Source organism: Sphingobium xenophagum (assembly GCF_031457465.1).
GTDB lineage: Bacteria > Pseudomonadota > Alphaproteobacteria > Sphingomonadales > Sphingomonadaceae > Sphingobium > Sphingobium xenophagum_A.
Map to the genome: position 1 here is coordinate 133,395 of NZ_JAVDWV010000010.1, position 13,614 is coordinate 147,008.

Below are 13,614 nucleotides of genomic sequence, written 5' to 3' on the forward strand. Positions count from 1 at the left end.
TTAAGCAAAGAGCAAGGTCCGCCTTGCTATGAAAAGCTGGTTGCTTTCCCGCGATAGAGTATATGGACGTCACATGCGGAAATGGTTCATCGAACGGGCGCCCGACAGGGACGTGCTGCTAAAGAGCCGCTGGCTTGCGCCCGTCGCATCCCGCCTGGCTCCGGCCACGATCTGGCAATTCAACCGGCGCAGCATCGCGCGCGGGCTGGCCTTGGGCCTGTTCGTGGGATTCATTCTTCCCATTGGCCAGATCATTCTGGCCGTGCTGTTCGCCGCGTCCATCCGCGCCAATATATTGATCGCCAGCGCGGCAACGCTGATCACCAACCCACTGACCTTCCCCCCCATTTATTATGCGGCCTATCGCACCGGCACTTTCCTGCTGGATCTTGTCGGCGGTGCCAGGGCGGCACAGACCATAGCGGCCGCGCAGCCCACGGGCATCTGGACATCGCTCAGCGCGACGTCGCTTTCCACCTTCGTCGGACTGCTGGTGTTTGCGACCCTGTCGAGCATTCTGGCTTTCGCGGCCGTGCATCTGGCATGGCGCGTCTCGCTCATCTGGCGATGGCGGCGGCGCGGCGGCACTGATCGGGCTGTGACGCGACCAACCATCCATCAGGAACCACCTTCGGTCTGACCCGTTAGCTCTTCATGTACCATCATGAGGAGAAGCGCTAATGGCCGACGAAAAGCATAAACCCACGCCGGAGGATCAGCGCGAATATCTGCGGCACCAGACCGACACGCCAAATGAAGGTGCCATTCGCGGCGTAAACCCTAACGCCCCGGTCGATGGTGCCTTCAACGCAGAAGGCCATCGCCCCGTTCTGGAACGCAGCAGGAAGGTACGTTGATGCAGGTTCAGGTTAACAGCGATAATGCCGTAAAGATCGGGGCTGACGCGATCGGCGACACGGAAACCAGGGTGCGTGAGCGCCTGGACCGCTTCGCATCGCGCCTTACGCGCGTCGAAGTGCATTTGCGCGATCATGACGGACCGGACACGCAGACCGAAGACGGCCTGGAAGCCATGATCGAAGTGCGTCCGGCGGGTCAACAGCCGCTTTCTGCGTCGCATCGTGCGCGCCGCGTCGAAGAGGCCGTTACCGGCGCCCTGTCAAAGGTGACGTCGCGTCTCGACACGACATTCGGCAAGCAGCGTCACAGTAGCTGACAGGTCCGCAAGAAAAGGCGGCGGCCATCCATAGCCCGCCGCCTTTTTTGATTCCGTCTTATTTGCGCGCCTTGCGTGCGGCGTAGCGCGCGTCCCGCGCTGCCTTACGCTCGGCCTCGCTCGCGACAGGGGCCGGCTTGGCCGCAACGGCCGCCTGCTCGCGTTCCGCTTTCCGGGCGAGATCGGCCTCCTGTCGCGCGCGCAGGGTGGCTTCGCGGCGCTCCCGTGCAGCCGCTTCCTTCTCCAGACGCTTGGCCAGCTTTTCGGCCTGCTCCGCCTCGTCGACTGGCGGCTTGGCACGCAATTTTTCCAGCGCCTTGGTCTTGGCGTCCTTGGCGGCGGCGACCCTGTCCTGAAAACCGGGTTCCCTATATCCTCGCATAAATTCGCTTCATCCTGTCAATAGCGTGATGCCGCCCGTCATCCGGCAAAAATCGAGCCGAGATTGCGGTCCCGCACCTCTCATGCCCCAAGGCGCGACCGCCTGGAAAAATCCACGCGGGGCCCATATCTACGCGCTTCCACAGGGAATATCCTGGCCATCAAGACCAAAGGACTGGTGCCGCTTACAGGACTCGAACCTGTGACCCCCGCATTACGAATGCGATGCTCTACCAACTGAGCTAAAGCGGCTTGCGGCGGGCAGATAACAGCGGTTGGGGCGCAGGACAAGCGGGCTTTTCATCGAAAGCGCATATCCGCCCACATCTTCACGCCAAATTTACCATCCGCTGCCACTGTCGAGTCCCAGATGAAGCGCTTTTATCTGTTTTAGGGACAGGCCGAATGGATACTCTATGGGGGCTTGATGTCGCCAACGACCGGGACGACGTCAACCATAGCGACGATGCCGCCATTGACGCGCCGCTGACGGTGGTGTCCGACGAGCGGCGGATGCAGGTGCGCGCCTATAATTATTGGGCCTCACTGCTGGGCGATCGCGCGCTTCCCTCGATCGAGGATCTGTCGCCTGACGAACTGGACGATTTCGGACCCTACAGCATCCTGCTCGATTTCAGCACGGGGCTGGACAATCCGTCCGTCGTCTATCTCGGCACGGCCTTGCGGCAGGAGTGCGAAATCGAAGGCGCGATCACCTATATTGACGATGTCCCCGCCCGCTCGCTCGTGTCGCGGCTGACCGACCATTATCTCCAGATCATCGCCAATGCCGCGCCGATCGGCTTCGAGGCCGAATTCGTCAACCAGCGCGGCGCCGATATATTATATCGCGGCATATTAATGCCCTTTTCGTCCGATGACGAGACGATTGATTTCGTCTTTGGCGTCATCAACTGGAAAGAGCTGGCAAACCGCCAGATGCGCGCCGCGCTGGAAGAGGAAGTCAGCGCAGCATTGCGCGCGGCACCACTGGCTGGCCCGACGACGGCGATCTGGGCCGATGGCCCGTCCGCTGATGCCACGCCAGAGCGCGCGCCCACGCAGGCAGAAGCGGAGGATGAACCGCTCGACCTGGCCGGCATGGAAGCGCCCGACGAAGAAGCGCCGCTCGCCGACTGGCTGGCGCTCGCCCGTGATGGCGCGGAGCGGGTTCGCGTCAGCGAAGCGCGCAGCCATGCCGCCCTCTATCGCGCGATCGGCCTCGCCTATGATTTCGCCTTGGTGGCAAAGGCCCGCCCGGACGATTATGCCGCACTGCTGGCGGATTACGGCCTCAAGGTGCAGGCGCGCAGCCCGATGACCGCGATCATCAAGCTGGTCTTTGGCGCAGGCTACGACAAGACGCGGATCACTGAATATGCGACCGCGCTCGATCATGGCTGGGCGACGGGCCTGGGGGTCGGGTCGCTTGCCGACTATCTCTCCCATTATACAGGCGGCCTCAAGGCCCTGGTCCGCGATGAACGCGCCCTGCGCCGCGCCGAAGCGCCGCCGCTCCCCGACCGCCGCCAGAAGGCCCGCATCGCGATGCAGGCGGCGAGCGCATTGCCCGCCGACGCCATCGCCACGGATGCCGATGGCCTGGCCGTCGTCATCGCCCGGCGCGAAGCCGACGGCTCACTCGCCCTGGTCGCGGCGCTGCCGCAGGATTCCGATCTCGGCCAGAAAGTCATCGTCGCCGCCGCGCGCTGATCTGGCAGCCCGACCGGACGAGACGGCATAGTCGCGCGCTTACTCGCCTCAACTCGCACGAAAATAGTTTCGCCCCATGGCGGAACCGCCTCGACATGCCAGTGCGCCGGGCCGATAGTCTCGTGTCGATATGAAGCGGCGGACCGGATGACACATCATCATATTATTTCAATTTTCAGAAACTTTATTCCATAGCCTGGGTTGAGCCTCCTTCAAGGCGGAGGCATATAGGCGATCTTAAAGCCGGGGAGTCGCATGGCGGCGTCCAGCCTCTCCTCCGTTCCATGAAAGCGGGAATGCACCCGCTGGTGAGAGGTAGCGAATGACGACGCTGGCTGACGCGAAGACCAAGGAAGTCGATACGGGTATCCGTCAGGCGCTGGAAACGGCGCTGGCGCGCGGCGCGCTGCCGGGCGAGCGGGAAGGCTTTGATGAAGCGGCGCTGACCGCCGCCGCTACGTTCGTCGGCCGCACCGCCCATGCGCGCCAGCCGGGACAGCCGGTCATCGCCATCGAAACATTGGGGGAAGGCGCGACCGGCCGCTATATGCGGATCGCCCTCGTCAATGACGACATGCCCTTCCTGGTCGATTCGATCGCCAATGCGCTGGCCGCCGCCGACATCACCATCCACCGGCTGCTCCATCCCATCCTGTCCATCACCCGCGACGGCGACGGCGCGCTCGCCGCGATCCTGGACGATGATGCGCCTGGCGCCCGCCGCGAATCGATGATTTATATCGAGGCGGACCGGGCCGACGCGAAGGCCCGCCGCGCGCTCGAAAAGGCGCTGGCCGAAACGCTGGCCGATGTGCGCGCCGCCGTCGCTGACTGGGCACCGATGCAGGCGGCGATGCAGGCCGATGCCGACGCGGTCCCCGATGAAGAAGGCGCGGCGCTGCTGCGCTGGTTCCTCGCGCGCCATTTCACCCTGACCGGCCACGAAGTCATTCACCGCGACGGCAGCCGGAGCGCACAAAGCGGTATCTGCTCGCGCAATGACAAGCCACTGATCGCCCCCGCCTCGCTCGAAGCCGCCTTCACCTGGTTCGAGGAGGGCAAGCGCAACCCGCTCATCATCAAGTCCAACCGCCTGTCGCGCGTGCATCGCCTGGTGCTGCTCGATCTCGTCATCGTGCCCGTGCGGGAGGGCAAGGAGGTCAAGGCGCTGTCCATTCATGCGGGCATGTGGACCAGTTCGGGCCTGTCGGCGACGCCCGACAAGGTGCCGGTGCTGCGTTCTGCCCTGTCCGCGCTGATGGACAAGTTCGATTTCGACCCGCAGGGTCATGCCGGCAAGACGCTGGTCCATGCCCTGACCGCCCTGCCCCACGACATCCTCATCGGCTTCGATCGCGACACGCTGGAGCGGCTGGCGCTGACCTTCATGTCGCTGACCGATCGCCCCCGGCCAAAGCTTGCGCTGGCGAGCAGCCCGCTCGCCCGCCATCTCTACGCCTTCGTCTGGCTGCCGCGTGACGAAGTCTCGACCGCGCGCCGTTTTTCCGTGCAGGAAATGCTTTCCATGGCCGCCAATGCGCCGGTGCTGAGCTGGTCGATCGCGCTGGAAGAAGGCGGCCTCGCTTTGCTGCGCATCACGCTCGACCTGCGCGAAGGCGGCATCATTCCCGACGACACGCTGCTGGATCGCCACCTCAAGCAGATGGTGCGCGGCTGGGCACCGGCCGTCGAGGAAGCGCTGGCCAAGACCGAGGATGCCGGTCGCGCCGCCGCGCTGGCGCAACGCTATGCGGGCGGATTCCCCATGGTCTATCGTAATGGCGCAGGGCCTGATGAAGCGGCGATCGACATTCGCCTGATCCACGGCCTGTCGGGGCCGGGTGACAAGTCGATCCGCATCTATCGCAATCCCGAAGATTGCGCCGAACGGCTGCGGCTCAAACTCTACAGCCATCATGGCATTGCGCTGTCCGAAGTCGTCCCGGCATTCGAGAATTTCGGCTTCCGCGTGATCGAGGAAATGACGACGGCGCTGGATGGCGGCAAGCTGGGCAATGTCCAGCGCTTCGTGCTGGAACTGCCCGCAGGCGGCGATGCGCAGGCCGTCGTGGACCGCGCAACCATTGTCACCGAAGCCATTGCCCAGGTGCTGGAAGGGCGCGCGGAAAATGATCGGTTCAACGAACTGATCGTCACCGCCGCGCTCGCCCCGCGCTCGGTCGTCCTGTTCCGCGCGCTGTTCCGCTATCTGCGCCAGACCGGCATGGCTTATGGCATGGCCACCTTTGCCGACACGCTGCGCCGCGCGCAGGGGGTCACCGCCAGCTTGGCCAATCTGTTCCAGGCCTTGCACGACCCGGTCGGCCGCGATGGCGCGGAAGAGCGGATCGCCGCTGCCCAGGCGGAAATCGACGCCGGTCTCGAAGCCGTCACCGCGATTGACGAGGATCGCGTGCTGCGCCTGCTGCGCGCCGTCATCACCGCGACGCTGCGCACCAATTTCTACAGCGATGCCGCCACCGAAGCGCTGGCATTCAAGCTCGACAGCGCCCAGATTCCCGGCCTCCCCGCCCCGCTCCCCTGGCGCGAAATCTGGGTCTATTCGCCGCGCGTCGAGGGCATTCATCTGCGCGCGGGTCCGGTCGCGCGCGGCGGGCTGCGCTGGTCCGACCGACGCGACGATTTCCGCACCGAGATATTGGGCCTGATGAAGGCGCAGCGCGTCAAGAATGCCGTCATCGTGCCAACGGGCGCGAAGGGCGGCTTCTACCCCAAACATCTGCCCAACCCGCAGGTCGATCGCGACGCCTGGCTCGCCGAAGGCACGGAAAGCTATCGCATCTTCATCCGCGCGCTGCTGTCGGTCACCGACAATATCGTCAATGACCATGTCCGCCACCCGACCAAAGTGGTCGTGCGCGATGGCGACGATCCCTATTTCGTCGTTGCGGCCGACAAGGGCACGGCGACCTTCTCCGATGTCGCGAACGCCATCGCGCTCGACCGCAAATTCTGGCTGGGCGACGCTTTCGCCAGCGGCGGTTCCAATGGGTACGACCATAAGGCGATGGGCATCACCGCGCGCGGCGCATGGCTCTCGGTCCAGCGCCACTTCGCCGAGATGGGCGTCGATGTCCAAAGCGAGTCCGTCACCGTCGTCGGTTGCGGCGACATGTCGGGCGATGTGTTCGGCAATGGCATGTTGCTGTCGAAAGCCATCAAGCTGGTCGCCGCCTTCGATCATCGCCACATCTTCTTCGACCCCGCGCCCGATCCCGCCAAAAGCTGGGAAGAGCGCAACCGGCTGTTCCAACTGCCCCGGTCGAGCTGGGAGGATTATGACAAGGCGCTCATTTCGCAGGGCGGCGGCGTCTTTTCCCGCGCGCTCAAGCGTATCCCGCTGACCCCGGAAATCCAGCAGATCCTTGGCGTGACCGAAACCGAGATGGAGCCGGGCGCGCTCATCTCCGCCATTCTCAAGGCACCCGCCGACCTCCTGTGGTTCGGCGGCATCGGCACCTATGTCAAGGCGACGGCCCAGAGCCACAGCGACGTGGGCGATCCCGCCAACGACCGCCTGCGCGTCAATGCCGAACAATTGCGCGTCAAGGTGGTGGGCGAAGGGGCTAATCTGGGCATCACCCAGGCCGGTCGCATTGCCTATTCCCTCAATGGCGGACGCATCAACACCGACTTCATCGACAATAGCGCGGGCGTCGATTGCTCGGATAATGAAGTCAATATCAAGATCGCGCTGAACAAGGAAATGGCCGAAGAGCGGCTGTCCTTCGAAGCACGCAACGCCCTGCTGGAAAGCATGACCAACGCGGTCGGCGACCTGGTGCTGGAGGATAACCGGCTGCAGGCGCTTGGCCTCTCGATCGCGGAAAGTGGCGGTGCAGCCGACCTCGCCAGCTATGTGCGGCTGATCGAAACATTCGAGGAAACAGGGCGGCTCGACCGCGCTGTTGAGGGGCTGGCCGCCAATGATCAGTTGTTGCGGCGCGGACAGGATGGCCAGGGCTTCACCCGTCCCGAACTTGCCGTTTTGCTCTCGACCGCCAAGCTGGCCTTGCAGGACGCGATCGAACATGGCGACCTCGCCAGCGATCCGGGCATGGACACCGAATTGATGGCGGCCTTCCCCCCGGCGATGCAGGATCAGGAAGCCGATGCGATCGCCGCCCATGCCCTGCGCAAGGAGATTATCGCGACCAAGGTCGCCAACCGCATCGTCAATCGCCTGGGCATCATCCATCCGTTCGAACTGGCCGAGGAAGAGGGCTGCTCGCTCGCCGACCTCGCCAGCGCCTTCCTCATTGCAGAGCGGCTCTACGATATCCGCACGCTCTGGGCGGATATTGACGCGGCGCATATGTCGGAGGATGCCCGCCTCGCCCTGTTCGGCGACATTGCGGGCGGTATGCGGGCGCAGATTGCCGATATTCTGCGCAGCCTGCCTTCGGGCACGCTGCCAACCGCTGGCCTCGATCTTCTGTCCACGGGCGTTGACAGCCTCGCTGCGCAGGTCGACGATCTGCTCACCTGCGAGGCGCAACGGCGCACCCAGGCCGTGACCGATCGCCTGCTTGGCCTCGGCGCGCCGGAAACCCTCGTCCATCGCGCCGCTGGCCTGTTCAAACTTGACGGTGCCGTCGGCATTGCCGCGCTCGCCCGGCGGATGGAGGTGAGCGAAGTCGCCTTGACCCGCGCCTTCACCCATCTGGGCGAAGCGGTCGGCATCGACTGGGTCCAGTCCGCCGCCGCCCGCATGGAACCGACCGATCCGTGGGAACGGCTGCTCATCTCCGGCGTCGCCCGCGACATGCAACAGGTCCGGCTCGACTTCCTGGCGCAATGCACGGCGAATTGCGACGCCAGCGACGTTGCCGCCCATGTCGAAAGCTGGCTGCAGAAGAAGGGCGACCGCGTCCGCCAGTTCCGCACCCTGGTCCAGCGTGCCAAGGCCGCCGCCAGCCCCAATGTCGCGATGCTCGCGGAGATTGCGGGCCAGGCGCGCGGCCTGCTGGGACGCTGAACCGATGACGGGGTCATGGCCGCAAGGCGGACATGACCCCGTCGATCATTCCGGGGCTGTTTCCGGCAGCGGCGCGCTATCGGGCACCCCACTGGCATCCTTAGCCTTGCGCGGCACGCCCAGGCCCGGCCCATACATCGGCACGACCGGCTCATCGCTCACGCGCCCGTGCAGCGCCTCAATCTCCGCCTTGCGCTGCTTGAGATACAGGTCGCGATAGGTGCCATAGGGGTCTTCCTGCGCCCGGATATCGGTGATCCGTTCGTCGAATGCGGCGCGTTCACCCAATTGGCGCAGGATGTTGGCGGGAATGACATAGGCCGCCTGGTTGAACGGCTTGCCCAGCACGAAGGGCGTCACGATGCCATCGACGCCATAGCCGACGAGATCACGCAGCGTCGTCGGCCCGATCACCGGCAGATACATATATGGCCCCGGCCCGACCCCGTAAAAACCCAGCGTATTGGCCAGGCCATTGGGCCGATAGGGCAGATGGAAGGGCTTGCGCTTGGCCACGTCGAACAGGCCGACAAAGCCCAGCGTCGAATTGATCGCGAACCGCCCCGCCGTCTCCGCCGCCTTGCCGGGCTTGAGTTGCAGCAGATAGGCCGCAAACACCACCGGCTCTTGCAGATTGGAAAAGAAGTTGCGCAATCCCTTGCGCGCCGGACGCGGCAGGCCCTTATTATAGGCCTTGGCCACCGGGCCGACGACATTCTTGTCCACCGACTGCACGGCCTCGAAGCTCTGGGCGTTGAGCTGTTCCAGCGGATCGCCCCTGGGCGGCGTGCGGTCGCCGGTTACGACGATATCCTGGACCTCATCCTCCGGCTGCGCAGGCGGCGCGGCCGGCACCGTTTCCACCACCGGCTCGACCGGCAATTGCGGCGCGGCCCCGGCCTGCGTCCCGATCATCATCATTCCTGCGGCGACGCCCGACAGCAGCATAATATTTTCCCTGATAACGGCGCTTACTCGCTCTCCCATGAGCGGAGCCGACCCCAAACCACGACGTCTCGGTGATCGTTCTTCCGTATGCCGTCGGTCAAGCAGCTAGGCGCGCCGTAGCGACAGGTCAATAGTCTCAATATGCAACTGACTGACCTGCGGCGCTGCTGCCACACTTTGTTACACTTTCTTCCTGCGACTCGTTTGCAATTGAGAGTCGTTCGCGATATGCGATCATCCTCATCTCAGCAGGACCAGTCCCCATCCCGATGCACGGAACCGCCCGCATCCCTTCGCAAAAGAAAAAGAGCGCCAAGGCGTTCTGGCTCAAGCAATTGCACACCTGGCATTGGGTCAGCTCGGCGATCAGCCTCATCGGCCTGCTGCTCTTCGCCTTCACCGGCATCACGCTCAACCACGCCGCCGATATCGAAGGATCGCCGCAGACGGTCGAAAAAGCGGCGACCCTGCCCGCCAACCTGCGCGCCCAGATCGCGCCCGACGATCAGCCCGACGCCAAGAAACCCCTGCCCGCCCCCGTCGCCGCCTGGATCGAGCAGGCCGTGGGCCAGCGCGGCACCGGCGAGGCGGAATGGTCTGCCGATGAAATCTACCTCGCCCTGCCCCGCCCCGGCGGCGACGGCTGGGTCTCGATCGACCGCACCGACGGCACCGTCACCAGCGAAGCGACCAGCCGTGGCTGGATCAGCTACCTCAATGACCTGCACAAGGGCCGCAATGCCGGGACCGTGTGGAAATGGTTCATCGACATTTTCTCGGTCGCCTGCTTCCTGTTCGCGCTGACCGGCCTCGTCCTGCTCCAGCTTCATGCCAAGAAGCGGCCTTCCACCTGGCCGCTGGTCGCCGCGGGCCTCGCCCTGCCCGCCATCCTCGCCATCATCTTCATTCATTAAGGGGGACTATCCATGCAGATCCGCTACCGCCTGGCCCTGACCGGCACGGCTGCCCTCGGCGCGGCGGCTACGGTCGCCGCACCCGCCACCGCACAGACGCTCAATCTGTCGGTCGCCATTCCGCGCCTCTCGGTCGCCGAATATCACCGCCCCTATGTCGCCATCTGGATCGAAAAGGAGGGCGCGGCCCCGCGCAGCCTGTCGGTCTGGTATGATTATGACATGAAGAATGGCGAGGGCACCAAATGGCTGCGCGACGTGCGCCAATGGTGGCGCGCCTCCGGCCGCGCGCTCAAACTCCCCGCCGATGGCGTCACCGGCGCGACCAAGGCACCCGGCGACCATAAGCTCAGCTTCACCGCAGGCAAAGGCCCGCTTGGGAGCCTTGGTCCCGGCAACTACACGCTCTTCATCGAAGCCGCGCGCGAAGTCGGCGGCCGCGAAGTCGTCCGCCTGCCCTTCGTCTGGCCGCCAAAGCCCGGCGCGACCGTCAAGGCGCAGGGCAGCACTGAACTGGGCGCCGTCGCCCTCACCTTCGGCAAATAAAGGGGACTGGACCATGAAAGCCACATATCTGATCGCGGGCGCGCTTGCCGCCCTGATGCTGCCCGCAACCGCGCAGGCCCATCGCCAATGGATGCTGCCATCCTCCACAACACTGTCGGGCGACGACAGCTGGGTGACGGTGGACGCCGCCATCTCCAATGACGTTTTCTACTTCGAACATTTCCCGATGCCGACCGACGGCATCGCCGTGACCGAACCGGACGGCAGCACCGGCAAGATCGAAAACGCGGCCAAGGGCCGCTATCGCTCGACCTTCGACGTGCATCTGACCAAGCCCGGCACCTATCGCATCGCCAATGTCTCGACCGGCGTGATGGGCAGTTATAGGCTGAACGGCAAACAGGAACGCCTGCCGCGCGGCACGACCAAGGACAAGCTGGCCAGCGTCATCCCGGCTGGCGCGACCGATGTGCAGACCGCCGAAATGTCGAACCGCAATGAGATTTTCGTGACATTGGGCGCGCCGACCACGACCATCTTCAAACCCACCGGCACCGGCATCGAAATGGTCCCCGTCACCCATCCCAATGATCTGGTGTCGGGCGAAGCGGCGACCTTCCAGTTCCTGCTCGACGGCAAGCCTGCGGCCGACCTCAAGGTCACCGTCATCCCCGGCGGCATCCGCTATCGCGACGCGCTGGGCCAGATGGACCTGACCGCCGACAAGGATGGCAAGGTCGTCGTCACCTGGCCGGAACCCGGCATGTACTGGGTGAACGCCAGCATCGGCGGCGGGCGCGAAGGCGGCCCCGGCGGCATGGGCGGCCCAGGCGCAGGTGCCCCCGGCGCAGCGCCCACCCCCCCGACGCGTCCCGCTGGCCCGCCGCAGCGCCGCGCCGCCTATGTCTCGACGCTGGAAGTGCTGGCCCCCTGACGACCGGCATCCGCATCGCCATCCCGCCCGGCCTGTCGCCCGACCTGTTCGTCGGGCGACAGCGGGCGGGCCGCGTCACGACGCTCGGCGGCCCGACCATGGGCACCAGTTGGTCGGCCCATATCGTCGATCCGCCCGCTGACTGCACGGCGGAGATCGAAGCCGTGCTGGCCCGCATCATCGCGCAGATGAGCAATTGGGAGCCGGACTCGGTCATCAGCCGCTTCAACCGCGCGCCCGTCGGCACCTGGATGCCGCTCCCCGCCGACATGCTGACCGTCCTGCGCGCAGGCCTCGCGATGGCCCGGCTGTCGGACGGCGCGTTCGATCCTGCCATCGGCCATCCGGTCGACCAATGGGGCTTCGGCCCCGCCATCCTCCCCCGCCCCGATGCCGCGCCATCCACACCGCGCTGGCAGGCAATCGAGATCGACGGCGAACAGGCCCGTCGCCACGCGCCCGTAGCGCTCGACTTCTCCGGCATCGCCAAGGGCTTCGCCGTCGATGCCGTCGCCGCCCGCCTGCGCGCCATGGGCCTCGCCAACTTCCTCATCGAAATCGGCGGCGAACTGCGCGGCGAAGGCATCAAGCCCGACATCCAGCCCTGGTGGGTCGATGTCGAATCGCCCCCGGACCTCGCAATCCCGGTCCTGCGCGTCGCCCTGTCCGGCCTGTCGGTCGCCACATCTGGCGACTATCGCCGCTACCGCCTGGAAGATGGCCGCCGCCTCTCGCACAGCATCGACCCGGCCAGCGGCACCCCCATCGCAACCGGCGTCGCCTCGGTCACCGTCCTGCACGACAGCGCGATGCACGCCGACGCCTGGGCCACCGCCATCACCATCCTCGGCCCGTCCAAGGGCATGGCGCTCGCCACCCGCCACGCCCTGCCCGCCCGCCTGGTCCTACGCACCGACACCGGCGCGCAGGAATATATGACGCCGAAACTGGCCGCGATGCTGGAGTGATCACGCACCGCGCTAGGTAAGGTTTGCGGGCTGATGAATTACCCCTCTCCCCGGCGGGGAGAGGACTGCGCAGACTGGCAGCTTGCTGCCTAGAGCCGGATGACTTGAGGCTACCCCTTTTCGTCATTGCGAGCGCAGCGAAGCAATCCATTGTGGTGCCGATGGATTGCTTCGCTGCGCTCGCAATGACGATCCGGCTTCAAGTCATCCGGCTGTAGTCGAAGCTGGGCGAGGGGTTCATCACCTCCGCAAGTCGCGTCACACGAACGCATCCCGCTTGCATTCCCGGCACAGCCGAGGCACCCCGGCCCGGATGCAATCAGAGACTGATCTGGAAACCACCCTGCTGGGGCCAGTCCTGCCGAATCGCGCCTGCGGCGATTGCACGGCCTGCTGCACCATCCTCACGGTGGACACGCCTGATTTCCAGAAGCCGCCCGGCATCCCCTGCGTCCACTTGGGCGCGCAGGGGTGCAGCGTTCATGCCGAACGCCCGCACATCTGCCGGACCTGGTTTTGCGCCTGGCGCAGGGTCGCGCGCCTCCCCGATGCGGCGCGCCCGGACCGATCCGGCATCCTGGTGTCGCTCGATTTCGTCCGCGAACCGCGCAACTGCTTCGAAGGCGTCTCGATCATGGTCCGCATGGAGCCGGGCAGCGACGCGATCACCAATGGCATGGCCGCCACCATCCTCGACGCCCTGTGCGACCAACTGATACCCGTATGGTTCAGCGACGGGTCGAAGAAGATGCTGATGCACCCGGACAACGAAGTTGCCGCCCTCGTCCTGTCAGCAGGCCCGGCGCCGGGTCATTTGAAGGAAGAAGTGGCCGCCTGGCGTAACCGATACAGCGCGTTCGCGACCAAGGGGTAGTCGCAGGTGATCTACGCATTTGGGTGGGGGCGAGCGGTCGGTAGCTGCACATAGTCCTGCAAAAGCGGGTACACATATTAACCGTCATGCCAGCGAACGCTGGCATCTCAGGCGGAGGCGTGGAACCATGGGGCTTCGCACTGGTCGCAACGCCATCGCGCTATCTCCTGAGACCCCAGCTTTCGCTGGGGTGACGGTA

The 13,614-nt window shown here is 65.1% G+C and carries 12 protein-coding genes and 1 tRNA gene; 10 read left to right on the plus strand and 3 right to left on the minus strand.

Annotated elements, in window-relative coordinates; all coding sequences use genetic code 11:
• The first annotated feature begins 73 nt into the window (after nt 1-73).
• The 3 genes from J2W40_RS12185 to J2W40_RS12195 are packed head-to-tail and all read left to right on the plus strand — an operon-like array spanning nt 74 to nt 1,177.
• Nucleotides 74-640, plus strand: a complete 567-nt coding sequence (locus tag J2W40_RS12185) for a DUF2062 domain-containing protein (protein WP_310225093.1) — start codon at nt 74-76, stop codon at nt 638-640.
• A 40-nt stretch (nt 641-680) separates the two neighbouring features.
• Nucleotides 681-857, plus strand: coding sequence for a hypothetical protein (locus tag J2W40_RS12190; protein WP_310225095.1), 177 nt, complete (start codon nt 681-683; stop codon nt 855-857).
• Complete coding sequence (locus J2W40_RS12195) at nt 857-1,177, plus strand: HPF/RaiA family ribosome-associated protein (RefSeq protein WP_310225097.1); 321 nt, start codon at nt 857-859, stop codon at nt 1,175-1,177. Before J2W40_RS12190 ends, J2W40_RS12195 begins: the two co-directional genes overlap by 1 nt.
• Nucleotides 1,178-1,235: 58 nt before the next feature.
• On the opposite strand, the gene J2W40_RS12200 is transcribed toward J2W40_RS12195, so the two are convergent.
• The gene (locus J2W40_RS12200) at nt 1,236-1,559 is read right to left on the minus strand and encodes a DUF6481 family protein (protein ID WP_310225099.1); all 324 of its coding nucleotides are present in this window, start codon (nt 1,557-1,559) and stop codon (nt 1,236-1,238) included.
• A 175-nt stretch (nt 1,560-1,734) separates the two neighbouring features.
• Nucleotides 1,735-1,810 (minus strand) — tRNA-Thr (locus J2W40_RS12205).
• Nucleotides 1,811-1,963: 153 nt separating this feature from the next.
• Here J2W40_RS12205 and J2W40_RS12210 point away from each other — a divergent pair.
• Together J2W40_RS12210 and J2W40_RS12215 are read left to right on the plus strand one after the other, a co-directional pair.
• Nucleotides 1,964-3,271: a PAS domain-containing protein gene (locus J2W40_RS12210; protein ID WP_310225101.1), complete on the plus strand. Its 1,308-nt coding sequence runs from the start codon at nt 1,964-1,966 to the stop codon at nt 3,269-3,271.
• A gap of 322 nt (nt 3,272-3,593) precedes the next feature.
• Complete coding sequence (locus tag J2W40_RS12215) at nt 3,594-8,270, plus strand: NAD-glutamate dehydrogenase (protein ID WP_310225103.1); 4,677 nt, start codon at nt 3,594-3,596, stop codon at nt 8,268-8,270.
• Between the two features lie 45 nt (nt 8,271-8,315).
• On the opposite strand, the gene J2W40_RS12220 is transcribed toward J2W40_RS12215, so the two are convergent.
• Nucleotides 8,316-9,218, minus strand: a complete 903-nt coding sequence (locus J2W40_RS12220; protein ID WP_310225105.1) for an MlaA family lipoprotein — start codon at nt 9,216-9,218, stop codon at nt 8,316-8,318.
• A 269-nt stretch (nt 9,219-9,487) separates the two neighbouring features.
• On the opposite strand from J2W40_RS12220, the gene J2W40_RS12225 reads away from it, so the two are divergent.
• From J2W40_RS12225 to J2W40_RS12245, 5 genes are all read left to right on the plus strand, one after another.
• A complete protein-coding gene (locus J2W40_RS12225) occupies nt 9,488-10,132 on the plus strand; it encodes a PepSY-associated TM helix domain-containing protein (protein WP_310225107.1) in 645 nt (214 codons plus the stop codon).
• Nucleotides 10,133-10,144: 12 nt separating this feature from the next.
• Entirely contained in the window at nt 10,145-10,678 is a 534-nt protein-coding gene (locus J2W40_RS12230; protein ID WP_310225109.1) for a DUF2271 domain-containing protein, read from the plus strand.
• A gap of 13 nt (nt 10,679-10,691) precedes the next feature.
• Nucleotides 10,692-11,573, plus strand: a complete 882-nt coding sequence (locus J2W40_RS12235) for a DUF4198 domain-containing protein (protein ID WP_310225111.1) — start codon at nt 10,692-10,694, stop codon at nt 11,571-11,573.
• Nucleotides 11,574-11,671: 98 nt separating this feature from the next.
• Nucleotides 11,672-12,541 (plus strand): FAD:protein FMN transferase, encoded by an 870-nt coding sequence (locus tag J2W40_RS12240; RefSeq protein WP_310225113.1) that lies wholly within the window; start codon nt 11,672-11,674, stop codon nt 12,539-12,541.
• Between the two features lie 313 nt (nt 12,542-12,854).
• Complete coding sequence (locus tag J2W40_RS12245) at nt 12,855-13,415, plus strand: CxxCxxCC domain-containing protein (RefSeq protein ID WP_310225115.1); 561 nt, start codon at nt 12,855-12,857, stop codon at nt 13,413-13,415.
• Nucleotides 13,416-13,614: the final 199 nt, after the last annotated feature.

Coding starts and splice junctions, on each gene's coding strand:
- J2W40_RS12185 (WP_310225093.1), top strand. CDS start 74: ATGCGGAAATGGTTCATCGAACGGGCGCCCGACAGGGACGTGCTGCTA.
- J2W40_RS12190 (WP_310225095.1), top strand. CDS start 681: ATGGCCGACGAAAAGCATAAACCCACGCCGGAGGATCAGCGCGAATAT.
- J2W40_RS12195 (WP_310225097.1), top strand. CDS start 857: ATGCAGGTTCAGGTTAACAGCGATAATGCCGTAAAGATCGGGGCTGAC.
- J2W40_RS12200 (WP_310225099.1), bottom strand. CDS start 1,559: ATGCGAGGATATAGGGAACCCGGTTTTCAGGACAGGGTCGCCGCCGCC.
- J2W40_RS12210 (WP_310225101.1), top strand. CDS start 1,964: ATGGATACTCTATGGGGGCTTGATGTCGCCAACGACCGGGACGACGTC.
- J2W40_RS12215 (WP_310225103.1), top strand. CDS start 3,594: ATGACGACGCTGGCTGACGCGAAGACCAAGGAAGTCGATACGGGTATC.
- J2W40_RS12220 (WP_310225105.1), bottom strand. CDS start 9,218: ATGCTGCTGTCGGGCGTCGCCGCAGGAATGATGATGATCGGGACGCAG.
- J2W40_RS12225 (WP_310225107.1), top strand. CDS start 9,488: ATGCACGGAACCGCCCGCATCCCTTCGCAAAAGAAAAAGAGCGCCAAG.
- J2W40_RS12230 (WP_310225109.1), top strand. CDS start 10,145: ATGCAGATCCGCTACCGCCTGGCCCTGACCGGCACGGCTGCCCTCGGC.
- J2W40_RS12235 (WP_310225111.1), top strand. CDS start 10,692: ATGAAAGCCACATATCTGATCGCGGGCGCGCTTGCCGCCCTGATGCTG.
- J2W40_RS12240 (WP_310225113.1), top strand. CDS start 11,672: ATGGGCACCAGTTGGTCGGCCCATATCGTCGATCCGCCCGCTGACTGC.
- J2W40_RS12245 (WP_310225115.1), top strand. CDS start 12,855: ATGCAATCAGAGACTGATCTGGAAACCACCCTGCTGGGGCCAGTCCTG.